Here is a 17,326-nt window from a genome sequence, read left to right on the forward strand (position 1 = left end):
TTTTTTACACTATTAAGATTTACTTTTGTCAAAAATCACTTTTAACCATCAACATATGAATTATGAAAACTCGATTCTGACAAAGGTTGCTATCACGATGGCTCCTCGGCTTAACAATGCTCTCTTTTCTTCTCTATTCCAACAATGTGGTGGAATTTCCGGTTTTTTCGAAGAGACGGATCAAAACATAGAAGCTCTTTTTCGGGAAAATAACCTGACAAATATCCAGCCCGAACGCTCCCGTTGGTTACAGATGGCAGAACAAGAGTTGAAGGTCATGGAAAAATATCACATTCATGTACGCGGGATCGAGGACTCCAATTATCCTCGCCTTCTGAAGCATTGCGCGGATGCCCCTCTCGTACTATTTTATAAGGGGAGCCTTGAAGAGGACGACACAAAGAATATTGCCATCGTGGGTACTCGTAAAGCAACCGAGATGGGAAAGAAGCGGATCGACACGTTGCTTCACGAACTGGCAGACACGGGCTATCACCCAAACATTATCAGCGGGCTGGCTTACGGGATTGATATTGCCGCCCACACGGCATGCGTGCATTACGGGTTAAAGGCACAAGCCGTTCTAGGACATGGCCTGCACATGGTTTATCCTGCTTCACACAAAAGTATGACCGAAAAGATTCTGGAGCAAGGCGGCGCTTTAATTTCCGAGTTCCCGACTTGCGCGCAGGTTTTGCCGACCAATTTTCTTCAACGCAATCGGATCGTGGCGGGGATGAGCGAGGCGACTCTTGTTGCCGAATCACCCGTCAAAGGAGGAGCCATGTCCACTGCCCGGCAGGCCTTGTCGTACAACCGGGACGTGATGGCGATTCCCGGAAGACCGGAAGACCCGACTTTCAGCGGGTGTAATCTGTTGATCAAACAAAATATTGCCGCCTTAGTGGAAAATGTCAAGGATATGCTCCGGATTCTCAACTGGCCTCTCCTTTCCACCGGCCCCCAGCAGATGTCGCTGGATTTATTTTCCGAATCCAATCATGAAGTATTGCTCCTGGAGATTTTGGGAAAAACGGGAGAACAAAATATCGACCAGTTACATCAACTTACACGCATCCCGGTACATGATCTCTCCGTACTTTTGTTAAAACTTGAACTGGAAGGCCGGGCCATGCAGCTCCCCGGTAATTGTTACACGCTTATTTAACACGTTTCATTACAGATTTATAGCACGTCATGAATCGTAATTGAAATTTTAAACTATTATAACGTTTGCACCTACCAAAAAATAACTCAAAAAATTTTTGGAATCATAAACAAAAGCATACCTTTGAACCGAATTTTGATAATTCAAGTAAATGAAAATGTTTTTTTAAAGTTTTTACTTAAACAATATTCAAATGAAAGCAGAGATTAAAGAATTCATGGATGCCTTAAAGGCTAGAACCGTAGGTGAATCAGAATTCCACCAGGCAGTTCAAGAAGTGATTGAAACTGTATGGGATACTTATCAGGCAAACCCGAAATACAAGGCTAACAAGATCCTTGAGAAGATGGTAGAACCTGAAAGAGTAATCATGTTCAGAGTGCCCTGGATCGATGATAAAGGTGAAGTACAAATCAACCGCGGTTATAGAGTACAATTCAACAGTGCTATTGGACCGTACAAAGGAGGTTTGCGTTTCCACCCGTCAGTAACCCTTGGCGGTTTGAAATTCTTAGGTTTCGAGCAAACATTCAAAAACTCTTTGACTACTCTTCCGATGGGTGGTGGTAAAGGAGGTTCAGACTTCAACCCGAAAGGAAAATCAGATAACGAAGTTATGCGTTTCTGCCAAAGCTTCATGACTGAGCTTTGCAAACATATCGGACCGAACACTGACGTTCCTGCTGGTGATATCGGTGTTGGTGCTCGTGAAATCGGTTTCTTGTTCGGACAATACAAGAGAATCCGTAACGAATTCACCGGTGTATTAACCGGAAAGAACCGCGAATTCGGTGGTTCAAGAGTACGTCCGGAAGCTACCGGTTACGGTACCGTATACTTTGCACAACACATGTTGGCAGAGAAAGGTGAGAAAATCGCCGGTAAGACTGTAGCTATCTCTGGTTTCGGTAACGTGGCTTGGGGTGCTGCTCAGAAATTAGTTCAATTGGGAGCTAAATTGGTTACCATTTCTGGTCCTGACGGATATATCTATGACGAGAAAGGTTTAACTCAAGAGGGTGTAGACTACATGTTGGAATTGCGTGCTAGCAACAATGACGTTGTAGCTCCTTACGCTGAGAAATTCGGTGCTAAATTCTTCCCGAAACGTAAACCGTGGGAAGTAAAATGCGACATCGCATTCCCTTGCGCTATCCAAAACGAGTTGAACGAAGAAGATGCAAAACAATTGGTTGCTAACGGTTGCCAAATGGTTGTTGAAACTTCTAACATGGGTTGTACTGCTGAGGCTGTTAACTACTTGAACGAGCACATTACTTTCGCTCCTGGTAAAGCAGCTAACGCCGGTGGTGTTGCCGTTTCTGGTCTTGAAATGAGCCAAAACTCAATGAGATATAGCTGGACTGCTGAAGAAGTAGACGCTAAATTGTCTCAGATCATGAAAGATATCCACGATACTTGTGTTAAATACGGTAAAGAGGGTAACAAGATCAACTACGTTAAGGGTGCTAACATCGGTGGCTTTATCAAAGTTGCTGAAGCTATGTGCGCTCAAGGACACTGCTAATCATACAGTAAGTCTATATAAAGAATCCGCCTCGGTAACGGGGCGGATTTTTTATATCCGAATCTGTAAAATTGATAAAACAAAAAGTAATCTGGATATGTCATTGTCAAGTTGTTTCCTATATTTTCGCGTCATGAAAATATTAAAGTATGGGAACTCATAATAAATCATCACAAAGTGCGGTCCGGATGGATATGCTGCACGGTAGTTTGCTGAACAAGATTCTGTTGTTTTCCCTACCGTTAGCGGCAAGCAGTATTCTGCAACAATTATTCAACTCGGTAGATGTCGCTGTTGTTGGGAAATTCGCCAGTGATCAAGCTCTAGCCGCCGTGGGAAGTAATGCTTCGGTCATCAGCTTGATGATCAACTTGTTTGTTGGGATTTCTGTCGGGGCAAATGTCGTGATTGCCAACTATATCGGGCAGAAGGATGAACGAGGAATCAAGAGTGCCGTACACACGACTTCCGTTATCGCCCTGGTAAGCGGGTGCCTGCTACTCGTGGTGGGTTTACTCATCGCCCGACCAATTCTGGAAGCCATGGACACCCCGGATGATGTCATCGATCTGGCAGTTCTGTATCTCCGCATTTACTTTCTCGGGATGCCTTTTTTCATGATATACAATTTCGGGGCAAGTATTCTTCGTAGTATGGGTGACACGAAACGTCCTCTTTATTGCCTCGTCGCGGCTGGGATGATCAACACGGTGCTAAATCTGTTACTGGTGATTGTCTTCAAAATGAGTGTCGCGGGGGTTGCCATCGGTACCGTCATTGCCAACATGTTTAGCGCGGGGGTGGTCATATACATTCTTCGGCACGAGAAGGGGCCTTTCAAGTTAGATATCAAGCATCTCCAAATTGCCCGTCCCGAATTGCGGAAAGTTCTTCAGATCGGAATTCCCGCGGGAATACAGGGGATGGTGTTCTCGATTGCCAATATTTTCATACAAGCTGCTGTCAACCGATTCGGTTCCGCTGCCATTGCCGGTTCTGCCGCGGCCCTCACGTACGAGTATTATTGCTATTTCGTGGTCAGCGCTTTCAGCCAGGCCGCGGTAACTTTTATCAGCCAGAATTACGGGGCCGGACAGATAGAGCGCTGTAAAAAAATTTTCCGCCTGACGATGTTATTAAGCGTTGTCTGTTGCGGGCTACTGAACGTGCTATTTGTCTGGCAGAAACATTTCGCGATCAGTTTCTTCACGTCCAGCCCGGAAGTATTCCATTACGCTGCGCTCCGCATGAATATTGTCTTACTGACACAATGTATCGCGAGCTCTTATGAAATTGCCGGGGCAGCACTCCGAGGACTTGGCTATTCCATGCTACCGGCTATTCTCACCGTATTCGGAACCTGCGTTTTACGATTATTGTGGATATATCTTGTCTGTCCGTTATTGCCCAGTTTCGATGCATTGATGGTGATTTATCCTATTTCGTGGATCGTGACCGGTGCTGCCGTCCTGGTGGCCTATTACGTGATACAGAAAAAGTTATTCCGGCCCAAAGAAATACCGACTTTTGCCTAATAAGGTAAATGTTTAGGGTTATATCCCGAAAAACTTTTCAAACACAGATTGTTTTTCGGGGTATAACCCTAAATCAATTAAAAATGACTTCTATTTTCGGGAAAAATATTTCTCGATGATCTCTTCCAAAAGAGGACCATGCGGATTACGAGCATGAATTTTACCGGAAGTATCGATTAAAACCGTAAATGGTATTGCTTGTACCCCGTAATCAACACGGGAAGTACTTTCCCAACCTTTCAGTTCGGAAATCTGGATACCTGCCGGGTGATGCTTGTCCAAAGCCCCTTCCCATTTTTCCCGGTCAGAATCAACGGATACCCCCACGATTTGTAATCCTTGATGTTCATATTTTTCCTGCAATTTCTTTAACAAAGGAATCTCTTGAATGCAAGGAATACACCAAGATGCCCAGAAGTCCAGTAAGACGAGTTGTTTCTTACCAATATAATCCGATAAGCGAATCTCTTCCCCCTCTGGCGTTCGGGCTACAACCTCCCGATAGGGCATTCCCACTTTCGTGGCTTTCTGCGAATACATGAAATAATCCTGTTTCTCTTGACGAGCCCGGATTAACGCCTCGTATTGCTCCCGTATTTCAGGACGAATCGTCGGGTAAATTTTGTCTACAAATGCCTTACTATACGCATCCATCCCGCAACAATGAAAGAAGAAGAACTCCCCAATTTCGGTACCCCTGTATTCCCGAATAAAGTTTTCTGATGCCGGAATGATATTTTCTTTGAAAATCGTACTACTTTTCTGGTTATAGTAAGTATCCACTTCATTTTCCACGCTCCCCGGTAAACGTTTCACGCTATCCCGTTCCTGCCATAAAAGCTGACGTTGACGCACTGTTTCTCGTTTTGCCTCTCCTATGGTTGCCATGTAACGTTCGTTTACAGGGGTCCCGGAGACGATGATTCCCAGTGTGTCATAAACCATTGTAATATCTCCGGGTTCAATCACCACGGTCATAGAACCCATATCCGGGATCTGATAGTCAACGTCATCAATTGTCACCACGTAGACTGTCGGTTTTTGTACCGTTCCATCAAACCGAAATTTGCCATCCTGTATTTTGATGCTATCCACGGGACAGGTTTTCTCTTTAGAAAAATAGAATGTGGCAGGCGTGAGCTTCACCAGACATCCATCATAACGAGCAGGCAAATTCCCGGTAAGCGAGTAGTGATTTCCTTCCTCACAGGAAGAAAAAAGTCCCGCTGCTGCGAGCAACAGGACGATTAGATTATTTCTCAACATGATTTCCCTCCTCTTTAAGAATTTCGATAACATAAGAAATCTCATCCATCAGACCACTGGGACTTCCACCGTATCCTTCCGCACGATAACGGATACGCCCATTTTTGAGGATGGCTTTTTGAGGAATACCCGATGTCCCCGGGAACATGGATTTATACACGACATTCCGGGTATTTTTTCCTTTGGGATTCGCATCATACAGCACCTGCATATTCCGGAAATTATTCTTTTCCCATAATGCATCAATTTTTTCTTTTCTCGGTTCATCCTGCGTGATCACGAAATAGAATTTCACGGTCGGATCATTCGCATAAAGATCCACGGCCATTTGCATCCCATCCAACGCTGCAATACAAGGTGCACACCACAAGGCCCAGAAGTCAATGACCACAATTTCATCTTTTTTGAAACGAGCAGATTTTACTTTACCTCCCGAATGTGATTCCAGAACAAAAGGTTCAAAGGGCACATCGATCATTTCAGCCCGGAGTTGCTTTTTTATTTTTTCAATTACATGTTTAGGTTTTAGGGAAGCAATCCATGCTTCAAAAGTGGCCGGTTTATCTTTTAATGCGGCATACTGTTCTCGCAATTTATCATAAATCACGGGGGTCATCTGTCCTGCACTAGCAATGCCTTTCATGGCATCGAAGGCTTCATCATTACGACCCAACTTTTCCAGACTCGCGATATATGCTTCGTTTCCTGCCGGATAAGAGGCATACCGTTGATCTTCGTCTATCAAATTCATTACATCCACAACTTCCTGATAACGACCACATTTCTCGGCCACCTGGGCATACACGCCAATATAATAATTCAACCACAAGCGAGCGAGTTCTTCCGCTTGACGGGGAGAAGCGGTAATCGTTTGACTATAGGATCCATCCCCCACCTTAGCAATCATCTGGTCGATGAATTTTCTGGCAATCTCGACATAAGTTTCCGGTGGCGTGGGTGTTTTCCGAATAGCAAACTCGACACTCTTTCGGAAGACATCATTAATCATTACCATATCCATCTCGGGTAATATTTCTTCCAATTTCTTGTAATTTCCCGATTTATAATACCTCGTGGCCAATTCTCTGTAAAAATTGTTATACACGAATCCCCGGGGATTCGGATTCTTTCTCCATGCCTCGATCGGGAAATCTTTTCTAAATCGGTCGGCAGCCGCAAAGTATTCCTCCCCAGATAGGCGATCCAACTCAAATGAACGGTTAAAACGGGCCACTCCACCATAAGGGAACAACTTAAGTATCACTTGATCCACGCTATCCGCCTTTGCTTTATTTTTCAAGTCAAACCGGTAAGTATTACTGATTTCCTCGTATTCATTCTCGGTCAAATCCGGTTGGTTTTCCATGACTTTCAACAAGTGTGCTATTCCGGGACGGCTGTTATCACCATACATTTTTTTCAAAACAGATTTCATTGTTCCGAAGAAGCGTCGACCATATTGAGGATAATGTTTTGCCTCTTGATCTGTCCACATCATTGCAGCCTCATCAGAAATCTCCTTGTAGTTCCCAGAGAAATAATTCCCGGTTTCCGATCCCAGCGAAGGCATCCGGAACACGCCCCAAGCAAGGTATCTACCCGGTAAATAATCTCCCGCACTATTTTGGGGGATAAACATAAACCCGTTATCGTTATTATTATCCGTTGAATCCGGTTGCAAGGTAAACGTGGACTGGAATTTAAAAGCGATAAAAGCACAATTTTCCGGCATCTCGAAAGTTCCTTTCCAAAGCTCTCCTTCCTGTTTTAATTGCACATCACCCATCTCCCAGTGATAAAAATTATACATATAAATGATCCCGACCAAATCGGACTTACCTTCTAATGGTCCTCCTTTCGGATTATACGTCAATTCCAAACTCTGACCGGCCACGGGTACTTCCGGATTTAAAGTCAAACGAGACTCCTTTTGCTGGCCCAAAGCCATGTTAACCATGGCCAGGCAAGCAAAAAGGACATAAACAAGTTTCTTTTTCATACGCTACAAACAATTATTTTTACAGTGATTTATTCAAAGGTGGTATTACCCATTTTTCGAAGATCAATACCAAATTCTTTCTTATAGTAATCAATTAAAATATTCCATTTTTTCTGGATTAATTCGTATTCCGGGTTATTCAGGAACCAAGCAACTTCCTCATCCGTCTTTTCCCGCAGGTTATATAAAAAAGATTTTAAGTCATTCTCCTTGGCTCGAGTCCATGCATAACTTCCCCAGAACCATTCTCCCGGTATTCCATTATAATAGGATGAAGGCAGGAATCCTCTTTTCCGGTAAGCCTCCAACGCTTCAGCCCCGGCAGAAGGGAGGGCAGGAACAGTCTCGTAATCCGTATCTTCATAGAATTCTTCCGGAACATCCAATAATCCTTGAGCGATGTAGTAATCCCATGTCGCCCCCAATAGTTCGTTTTTCCTTGCTTTTTTGGTTGCGGCATCCATCGTAGTCAAATTTGCATTCATGCCTCCAATAATAAGCGCATTACCATTTACGCGATAATTATATTGAATTTTACCCCAACCGCGATCCCAATAGATTGAATCGGCCAAAAAGACCCGGTAGGGCATTCCTCCTTTTTTCAAAAACTCTTCCGGAAAAAACTGGAGCCAAATATCCTGAATATAATCAAGCATGGCATCGACATAGCGGGTTTCTCCCATGGTCACCCGATAGGTTTGCGCACTACCGCCTGCCGATGCCTGCGTCCAAAAAGCATCTTTTTCCGTGTAATTATAAAGCACGTAAGACGTGTAGGTATCGAATATTTGCTGAATCCGATTGTTTGCCTCCTCCGAAGCGTCTCCCTGCGGCAGTACGTAATCTGGCAATATTTCGTCCGGTGCACCGATTTTCGTGTCATCGCTGCAAGAAATACATGCAGCCCACAGGCAAGTTATAGCTAATAATATCTTTTTCATGATCTTCTATTTTACGTTTATTGAATCTCACCTTGTCTCGCACTCATCTCCCGTGACGGATTCTGGATAAGAGCCCTGTTTTGTAATACGACACTATTAGGAAACGGTATAGTATACATGGGATCGCCTTGTTGCAGCACATATTCATATACCGCTCCTCCTTTTTCAGCCTTATACGCGTGTTTGATTTCCGGCATTCCCTGACGACGTAAATCGAACCAGCGATGGCCTTCAAAACAAAGTTCTTTTCGACGTTCCAACCGGATTTCATCTAAAAGGGACTGACCACTCAGGGTTACATCCGTGTAACCGATGATGCGGGTCTTCCGGAATGCATTCAATTCGGCCAACGCCAAGCCCTCCTCTCCGGAAAGGGCATAAGCTTCCATCCGGTTCAAAAAGGCTTCTGCCGAACGGATAGATTGTCCTAATTCCGAACTCCCCGTTGGCTTTTTCAGGTATACAGTATTTGCCTCATCCGCAGTTTTGAGTGCATAAGCCAAAAAACGTTGGTCATTCTCCTGATCCCATAAAACCCGGAAAGCAGGCGCTGTTCCCGGTAGATATTCCCAGTGACTTGCAACCGCAGTCGGTCCGAAAATCCATTCGATCTCCGGGTTATTGTAAGAAATCGTGGCATAACCGTTATCCGTCAAGATAGCATCCAGGTTATTTACCATATTCAACAATTCAATTCCTTGTTTTTCTGCTTTCTCAACCTCGGCAATACACTCTTTATAATTCTCCATGTACAGATAAACCCGGGAAAGCAGGATATGAATAGCCGGTTGATTGATCCGGAAATTCTTACGCATAATCGGAAGGGGATCCAGTAAACGGGCGGCTTCCAACAAATCTTTCAGAATCACTTCTTCATAAATATATCCCACCGTGGAACGTTCTATGTTCTTTTCCGTCAAATCGGAAATCAGACGAACCGGAACTCCTAAAGCGTCCTTATTATGGTTATAGGGTTCCCCATAAATATTAACCAGCTGGAAATACAATAACGCCCTCACAGCAAGAGCTTCAGCCTTCACCCGATCCCGATCTTCCTGTGTTCCTATGGCCTCATCAATATAATCCAGCACGGCGTTACATCCCAATATCTTTGAATAGAATTGAGCGTACGTGGTAGAACTTGCCGTTGTATTGATTTCACTATCGTAGCCATCATAATCGGCAAGAGTCGGCTGCCATGAATAGATCGGGAACTGGGTGATAGCATTTGCCGTTTCCACGGTCCCTTCCGGATCCCACTGACTTGTATAAGTCAAAAAATGAGCACAATCATCATCCATCAAAGATAAGAAAGAAAAGCTCGGGGTCGACTCATCAGGATACCCCGTACCCAACAATAATTCCGAAAAGTCAGATGCTGTTTTCGGGATTACTTCACTTTGGGATTCTTCTTTCAAAAAATCACTACAAGAACCCAGCATAAACGATCCCAGGATAGCTCCTAAAATAAATATCTTGTTTTTCATCATGTTAACAATTATCCGTTCAACTAAAAATTAAGAGTCAACGAGCACGAAACTGTTCGACGTGCCGGCCAATTCGCCGTTTCAGGGTCACGCCCTTCCCATGCTTTGTCAAAAGCAATAAAGAAAGGATTGGATAGACTGGCGTTCACGGATGCCCGTCTGACCCCAATCTTATTTACCCAAGCATCAGGTAAATCGTATTGCAAAGAAATCTGCCTGCACCGGATAAAATCAGTGTCTGCCACCCTCAAATCAGATTGGTTATACATCGCATAAGGACTCATGGCAACATACCCTTCAACGGGCAACTGAATGCTCATTTCATTCGGATTCCCGGCAGGGATAGAAGGAATATTCGTGATCTTTTCGTCTCCCGGTTTACGCCAACGTTTAAACAAGTAGCGGGGTGCATTTTGTTCCGGTCTAGGCGCTCCTGCCGTGGCAAAGAAATCCGGAAGAAAGGTCTGTGCCCCGAACGACATGGCAAAACTGGCTCGCAAATGCAATCGCTTGTACCTTAACGAGGTATTAAGACCTCCGGAGATATCCGGCTCCAAACAACCGATTTTTACCAGATAATCCAAATCATTCTCCGTAATATCTATATCCATATTCTTGAATGTCGGTCTTCCGTTCGTCGCATCCAATCCGTTAAATGCAAACCCATAAAAAGTTCCGTACTTTTCACCACTGACAATTGCGGTTCCGTTAAAATAGTCATCCCGGGTATTTTCCCGTTGATTATTCCGAATTGTATTTTTTACCTTACTTGTGTTGAAGGAAAGAGACCAAGTGAAGTCTTTCGTTCTAACCGGAGTAACACTGACAGCCAATTCATAACCGCTGTTTTTCATCGTCGTTCCATCAACATAAGCGTTGGCAACCCCATTCTCAATAGGCACTTCCCGGGAAGCTAACACGTGACTGATTTTATTATACCAACTAAGCCCGGCACTCATTCTTCCTTGGAAGAAGGAAAAATCAACTCCCAGATTCCAATCTTCCGTCTTCTCCCAACCGAGATCAGGATAAGGCAATGATACCATTTTCAGGGTGTACTGCTGGAAATATTTATTCAATCCGCCATCTTTCGCTATCAAATAAGGAGAAACTGCCTCCACTGCATTTCCTCGCCAACCGTAAGAAAACGAAATATCAAACATATCATACCACGAAGAGGCCCACGCCATAAACGGTTCGTTACCTATCCGCCATTTTACCCCGATCGATAAACTGGGATTAAATTTTTTATTCTCATCTTGCCCGAAACGGTTGGAAGCATCCAAGCGGGCATTGAAGTTCATAATATAACGTTCTTTATAACCGTACACGGCAGTAAAATACTCGCTGACAGTGTTATTTTTCGTCGTTGTAACCGTGGTCCCTGCCCGCATTTCATCATGAAGATCCCTCGAATTCTTGTGCAACCCGTTTGCTGCCGTTATTTCCTTGGGAACCGTGGCAAATTTTTCACCCCGGTAGTAAAGATAACCGTACCGCAAGCTCGCATTTCCCTCCTGGGTCACAGAATTGACTTGAAATCCCAAATTCAACGTAAGGCGATGATCTTCGTTAAACATTTTATTATACACTAAACTACTTCTAAAAGAATAGTTTTTCGTCTGGGCATACTCCGATTGCAATAATCCTCCAAATGGCAGGACACTGGCATTCTGTTCCGCCGAATTCGGAAGAATCTCTCCCACCTCGTAACCGCGAATTTTGGTTATATAATGCGTATTTTCCGTTGCCCACGATTTAATTTTATTCGTTGCAACCGCATAAGATGCCGTTGTCTGAAATTCCAGATCTTCCAATAAGTTCAATCGCAAATTCAAAGCTGCCTGCAAGTTCGTGCCGTCGGTTTCCGTACCAGAGTTATCCCGTTCATTTATAATATTATAATTATATGAGTACTTATTCGGGATGGAATAACTTGTTGCCCCGACTTTTTCATGATAGTACAGGGTTCCGTCTTCATGATAAGCCGGAATATCCCGGGCTGTATTCATCGCGTACTCGTAAGGACTTACCCCAAAAGCAAAATCCTCCGTTTCCCGATAACTGCCGTTTAATTGCAAGTCAATGATCAACCGCTTGTCCAAGCGGAAAGTGGTATTGGAGTTAGCCGTCAAAGTGGTCATACTATTTCCTTTTGCCTCTCCCCGAGTACTGTTGATTCCCACGGAAAAACGGCTTGCGACTTTTTCTCCTTGAGCGGAGATGCTGACATTGTGGGCATGGCTAAAACTATTCCGGAACAAAATATCAAACCAATCGGTGTTCATGTTCTCCATTTTCCGATACTCTTGTTCAAATTGCTGCCGGGTAATCTCTTTCTTTTGTAATTTCTGGATTAAACCGGCGTATCCGATCGGCAGGATATTTTGATTGTAACTATCCCGATCCTCCCACAACTGTTGGGAAAATCTCATGTGCTCCTGAGAATTCATCATATCATACATTCGATAAGCAGGTTTCATACCCACGTTAAAATTACCGCTGTACGAGATGTTCAAACCGTCTCCTTTCGCTTTTTTAGTCGTAATCACGATAACTCCGTTGGTTGCCTTTGTCCCGTAAATTGCCGTGGCAGAGGCATCTTTCAACACGGTAATCGTTTCTATGTCAGCCGGATTAAGCCAAGAGATCGCATTACTGGCCGTCTCTCGCAATCCATCCATTTCGGAAGAAAGAGGATTTGCATCATCCGGAATCGGGAGAGGATCGGATTGAATCACACCATCTACAACCCAAAGCGGCTCCTGATTTCCCAATAAAGTTGAAGTTCCACGAATACGAATTTTAGGAGAACCACCCACTTTTCCGGTCTTGTTTATAACAGACATACCCGGAACCCATCCCTGCAACATCTGATCGATGGTAGCCTCTCCGGCCACCTGTATGTCCTCGGCTCGTATTTGTGTCACGGCCCCGACATAACTACCGCGATCGATCGTGGCATAGCCGGTAACAATCACATCTTCTAGCTTTTCCGAATCTTCTTGCATCACCACGTTAATCGTATCCTTTCCGGTATATGCCACTTCACGAGTTTTCATCCCAACAAAGGAGAAAAGCAAGGATAACTTTTCCGTTTTGGGAAGTGTCAAGGCGTATCGTCCGTTCCCGTCAGTTGCCGTACCGATAGTTAAACCTTTAACGATCACGGTCACTCCCGGTAAGGGAAGTTTCTTGTTATCCGTTACCTGACCGACAATCCGAATATTTTTCTTACTCTTATCATCTTCCACCGCACCCTTAGGCACGATCATGATAAGATCATTTTTAAACTTAAAAGTTAAATCCGTATCTTTTAGAATACGATTCAAAACCTCTTCCACGGTTTCATTTTCTACCCGTAACGACAACTTACCCAATTGTTTCGTTTGTTCGGGGTTAAAGAGGAAACACCAATTCGTCTGTTTTTGAATTTCATCCAACAAAACTTTCACAGACACGTTCTTCAGATCAAAACTAACCCGCTCTTGTTGCGCAAACGAGCTAGCAGAGAGTGTCAACGTGAAAACACAAATAAACAAGAGACACAATTTCATAAGCATCAAAAGTTTTTTCACATACCCTCGATAAAATCGATGGCACAATTGTTTTTTTTCCATACATTTGTAAATTAGAACAGTTAAACTTTCAATACGTCACTCTCCAACAGCGACCTATTGATTTCATTCAAGTTCAACGGGAAGGCTCCAACCCTTTCCGTTTTTTATTTAGATACTATTATCGTTTTCCCATTTATTGTAAAGTTTACTCCTACAACGTCTGTAATCGCATCCAAGATTTCAGATATATCACTATATCGTTTCATATACCCGGTAAATACCAGTTGTTTCGCAGATTCCGACTGGAAAAACACGTCAACATCATACCAAAATGAAAGCGTGTTTAGAATCTGTTCCAAACTTTCGTTCTCAAAGGTGAAATACCCGTCTTTCCAAAGCACGTACTGCCGCACATCTACTTCTTTCACCTCGAATGTCCCCGCTTTTCGATCAAAGCTTGCCAATTCACCCGGCTTCATCACGATCTCCCCGGTCATTCCTCTTTTTTTGACCCCAACCTTGCCGTTAACCAACACGGTGTGAACTTTTCCCGGTTGATTCGTGTTCACGTTAAACTCCGTCCCGTACACACGAATCTGCAGCTCTTCCGTTTCCACGTAAAATGGCCGATCCGAATCCTTAGTTACCTCGAAATAGGCCTCTCCCGACAAATAAACCTTTCGTTCTTTTTCATCAAAGCACACCGGATATTTCAATTCCGAAGCAGAGTTCAGGTAAACATTTGTTCCATCCGATAATTTTAACCGGAATTCTCCCCCGCGAGGAATCTTTAACGTATTCATGGCTAACGCCGCTTCTTGCACCGGGACTACTAAAGAATCATATTCCAAATTTCCTGATGTAGACACGCTGTTTTCTTTCTCGCGTGGCAATTTTAAATTTTTGCCAAGCCTCCTCGTCATTCAACGAGCAGAAAAAAGACCTTTCAGAAGAGATGCGTATTTCTTTTTTGATTTTCTCAAAAAGTACCTGATGCTCTTCCGAATCATGTAGCCATGCCTCCAGTTCCCCACGTTCCAGTTCGGAGAGTTCTCCTATCAAGGAATGTCGTATTAACCGGGCAATATTTTCATCGTACAGATCCATGATGTTTTTTTATTTTACACCATATACAAGAAAGGGATTAAAAAGTAGCAAATAAAAATCAATTATTTTTCAAAAAAAATTACATCTCGCAGATGTAGGCGTATAAAAGGAAGAGGTTTCCCATTTTCTCTTTTAGGATATGAATTGCATTTTGCTTATGAGATTTGACAGTCAAGACGGAGATTCCCAGTATTTCAGCTATCTCATCATTCTTTTTCCCTTCCAAGTGCAACCCAAAAACTTTCTGACACTTTTCCGGTAGCTCCCTGACGGCCACATACAATTCCCGATAGATTTCTTCCTGCATCAAGTTATAATCTTCCCCGGTCTCCTCGCTTGTCGTCTTCACGTAAGAAGCATATTTGTCCTCCACTTGTTTATGCTTCAAATAATTGGTACATTTATTCTGCACCAATTCATATAAATAAGCTTTTAGTCCTTGATAAGAATTGAACGTCTTTTTATTTTCCCACACGGTAATGAAAGTTTCCTGTACAATATCCTCCGCCACCTCCAACTGCCCAAGCCTCCGCATGGCAAACAGCACGAGATAATTCCGGAATCTCGTGAACAAATCATGAAAAGCAGTTTCCTCCTTTACATTTATACGATGAACGAAATCTTGCTCTGTACCATTCATTCTCACCCCCATAGGATTTTCGACAAAGATAGAATTTCAGAAATAAATAAACAACACGTTTTTCCCACTTTTCGCTACCTTTGCAGCTTAGAAAAAGCAACAAAATTTATATTGTACATATGTTTGTAGATACTCACTCCCATATCTATGCCGAAGAATTCGACAACGACAGAACGGAAGTCATCCAACGGGCTTTGGAAGCTGACGTCCGCCAAATTATTCTTCCGGACATTGACAGCACAACCAGACAATCCATGTTATCGCTTGCAGAAGCTCTCCCGGACATGATGTATCCCACGTTGGGGGTTCACCCAACTTCTGTAAACGAATCCTATAAAACAGAAATACAACTTTTCGAAAAATTACTAGGCCAAGAAACAATATACGGTATCGGGGAATGTGGAATCGATCTTTACTGGGATAAAACATTCTACAAAGAACAAGTTATCGTTTTCGAACGGCAGTTAAATATTGCCCGGGAAATGGATTTGCCCATTATCATCCATTCAAGAGACTCGCTAACAGAAATATTTACCGTGTTGAAAAAACAACACTATAATATGAAAGGCATACTCCATTGCTTTCCAGGTACCGTAGAAGATGCTCACCGGGCAATAGATTTGGGTTTTCTGCTAGGAATCGGAGGCGTGGTTACTTTCAAAAAATCATCTATGGCAGAAGTCGTGGGAAAAATCGGCACAGAATATCTGGTACTAGAAACGGACGCCCCCTATCTTGCCCCCGTTCCATATCGGGGTAAACGCAACGAAAGTAGTTACATTCCGTGTATAGCCGCTAAAATTGCTGAAATTCTAGGGGTCGACACGAAAAAAGTAGAGGAAACAACAACGAATAATGCGATGAATTTATTTAATTTGCATATCAATAGTGCGAACCGTTCATAGAACAAGATTCAAATAGCAACTGACGAAAAGCATAGAGGGAGTTTAAAGCTTATAACATTTTAGATTTTAACTTAGTGCGTATGACAAAACCCGTGTTGATAATATATACCGGAGGGACCATCGGAATGGTAAACGATCCCGAAACCGGAGCGTTATGTCCTTTCAATTTTGACCAAATCGCTTGCGAAGTACCGGAAATCAAAGAATTCGGATTCACGATAGACAGTTACACCCTACCGGAGATCATCGACTCCTCGGATCTGCAACCGCAATTGTGGAAAGATCTTTGCTCGATTATTTTGAAAAATTACGATGATTACCGAGGATTTGTCATCCTACATGGAACAGACACCATGGCTTACTCGGCTGCAGCCTTGAGTTTCATGTTAAACAACCTGACCAAACCCGTGATCTTTACCGGTTCTCAACTCCCGATCGGGAAAATCAGGACAGATGGGAAAGAAAACTTGATTGCAGCCATTGAAATAGCAGCCGCCTACGACCAAGGTAAGGCCATTGTTCCTGAGGTCTGCATCTTGTTTGGGGATAAATTATTCCGAGGCAACCGGACAACAAAAATAAACGCGGAAAGTTTCGATGCATTCCAGTCATTCAACTATCCGGCATTAGCAAACATTGGGATACATATTCATTACAATTATAGCGCAATCGATTACTCTCCGCGAACAGAACCCGTAAGTGCATTCTGCGACGTAGATACCAATATCGCCATATTGAAAATATTTCCGGGCATGAAACCGGAGGTAATTGACGCCATAACCAATATTCCCGGGTTAAAGGGAATCATCTTGGAAACATACGGCTCAGGCAATGCCCCGACAAATAAAGTTTTCCTTAACAAGGTGAAGGAGGTGCTAGCAAAGAATATTTTCGTGTACAACGTCACCCAATGCCAAGGAGGAAGTGTCGAAATGGGTAAGTATGAAACAAGCAGAGAGCTACTTAACGCAGGAGTTATCAGCGGTCATGACATTACCACGGAAGCTGCCGTCTGTAAAATGATGTATGTCCTCGGCAAATATAAAGACACTAACGAAATAAAAAAATATTTAAATAACGGTTTGAAAGGAGAAATATCTCCCAAATATATTGGATTTTAACACTTTTTTTATACCTTGGTGCCCGATTTTGACCGGTGTACGGTGTAAAACAAGAACAAAACAGCTTAA

The 17,326-nt window shown here is 43.3% G+C and carries 13 protein-coding genes; 5 read left to right on the forward strand and 8 right to left on the reverse strand.

Annotated features, from left to right (window positions below; translation table 11 throughout):
* Positions 1-55 precede the first annotated feature (55 nt).
* The 3 genes from dprA (at position 56) to D8S85_RS11725 (ending at position 4,231) form a co-directional block, all read left to right on the forward strand.
* Positions 56-1,168 carry a DNA-processing protein DprA gene (dprA, locus tag D8S85_RS11715; protein WP_106480796.1) on the forward strand — a complete coding sequence of 371 codons (1,113 nt, stop codon included), beginning with the start codon at positions 56-58 and terminating at the stop codon, positions 1,166-1,168.
* 193 nt (positions 1,169-1,361) lie between these two features.
* Positions 1,362-2,696 (forward strand): NADP-specific glutamate dehydrogenase, encoded by a 1,335-nt coding sequence (gene gdhA, locus D8S85_RS11720; protein ID WP_106480797.1) that lies wholly within the window; start codon positions 1,362-1,364, stop codon positions 2,694-2,696.
* Positions 2,697-2,845: 149 nt separating this feature from the next.
* Positions 2,846-4,231 (forward strand): MATE family efflux transporter, encoded by a 1,386-nt coding sequence (locus tag D8S85_RS11725; protein WP_106480798.1) that lies wholly within the window; start codon positions 2,846-2,848, stop codon positions 4,229-4,231.
* A gap of 90 nt (positions 4,232-4,321) precedes the next feature.
* Here D8S85_RS11725 and D8S85_RS11730 read toward each other — a convergent pair whose 3' ends face one another.
* The 8 genes from D8S85_RS11730 to D8S85_RS11765 form a co-directional block, all read right to left on the reverse strand.
* A complete protein-coding gene (locus D8S85_RS11730; RefSeq protein ID WP_158641560.1) occupies positions 4,322-5,497 on the reverse strand; it encodes a TlpA disulfide reductase family protein in 1,176 nt (391 codons plus the stop codon).
* The gene (locus tag D8S85_RS11735) at positions 5,484-7,496 is read right to left on the reverse strand and encodes a TlpA family protein disulfide reductase (RefSeq protein WP_127075097.1); all 2,013 of its coding nucleotides are present in this window, start codon (positions 7,494-7,496) and stop codon (positions 5,484-5,486) included. The genes D8S85_RS11730 and D8S85_RS11735 overlap by 14 nt, the downstream gene beginning before the upstream one ends.
* Before the next feature lie 29 nt (positions 7,497-7,525).
* Positions 7,526-8,437, reverse strand: coding sequence for a hypothetical protein (locus D8S85_RS11740; RefSeq protein ID WP_106480801.1), 912 nt, complete (start codon positions 8,435-8,437; stop codon positions 7,526-7,528).
* Positions 8,438-8,454: 17 nt separating this feature from the next.
* Positions 8,455-9,927 (reverse strand): RagB/SusD family nutrient uptake outer membrane protein, encoded by a 1,473-nt coding sequence (locus D8S85_RS11745; RefSeq protein WP_106480802.1) that lies wholly within the window; start codon positions 9,925-9,927, stop codon positions 8,455-8,457.
* A gap of 20 nt (positions 9,928-9,947) precedes the next feature.
* Positions 9,948-13,481 carry a SusC/RagA family TonB-linked outer membrane protein gene (locus D8S85_RS11750; RefSeq protein ID WP_127075099.1) on the reverse strand — a complete coding sequence of 1,178 codons (3,534 nt, stop codon included), beginning with the start codon at positions 13,479-13,481 and terminating at the stop codon, positions 9,948-9,950.
* 167 nt (positions 13,482-13,648) lie between these two features.
* A complete protein-coding gene (locus D8S85_RS11755) occupies positions 13,649-14,353 on the reverse strand; it encodes a FecR family protein (protein WP_172726506.1) in 705 nt (234 codons plus the stop codon).
* Positions 14,325-14,591, reverse strand: coding sequence for a hypothetical protein (locus D8S85_RS11760; RefSeq protein WP_127075103.1), 267 nt, complete (start codon positions 14,589-14,591; stop codon positions 14,325-14,327). Before D8S85_RS11760 ends, D8S85_RS11755 begins: the two co-directional genes overlap by 29 nt.
* A gap of 79 nt (positions 14,592-14,670) precedes the next feature.
* Positions 14,671-15,231, reverse strand: a complete 561-nt coding sequence (locus D8S85_RS11765) for an RNA polymerase sigma-70 factor (RefSeq protein ID WP_228423196.1) — start codon at positions 15,229-15,231, stop codon at positions 14,671-14,673.
* A 119-nt stretch (positions 15,232-15,350) separates the two neighbouring features.
* Between D8S85_RS11765 and D8S85_RS11770 the strand changes: the two genes are divergently transcribed.
* Both D8S85_RS11770 and D8S85_RS11775 read left to right on the forward strand, forming a co-directional pair.
* Positions 15,351-16,136 carry a TatD family hydrolase gene (locus D8S85_RS11770; RefSeq protein WP_106480807.1) on the forward strand — a complete coding sequence of 262 codons (786 nt, stop codon included), beginning with the start codon at positions 15,351-15,353 and terminating at the stop codon, positions 16,134-16,136.
* 80 nt (positions 16,137-16,216) lie between these two features.
* On the forward strand, positions 16,217-17,257 hold the full coding sequence (locus tag D8S85_RS11775) for an asparaginase (protein ID WP_106480808.1): 1,041 nt from the start codon (positions 16,217-16,219) through the stop codon (positions 17,255-17,257).
* The last annotated feature ends 69 nt before the right edge of the window (positions 17,258-17,326 follow it).

The organism is Butyricimonas faecalis (genome assembly GCF_003991565.1).
GTDB lineage: Bacteria > Bacteroidota > Bacteroidia > Bacteroidales > Marinifilaceae > Butyricimonas > Butyricimonas faecalis.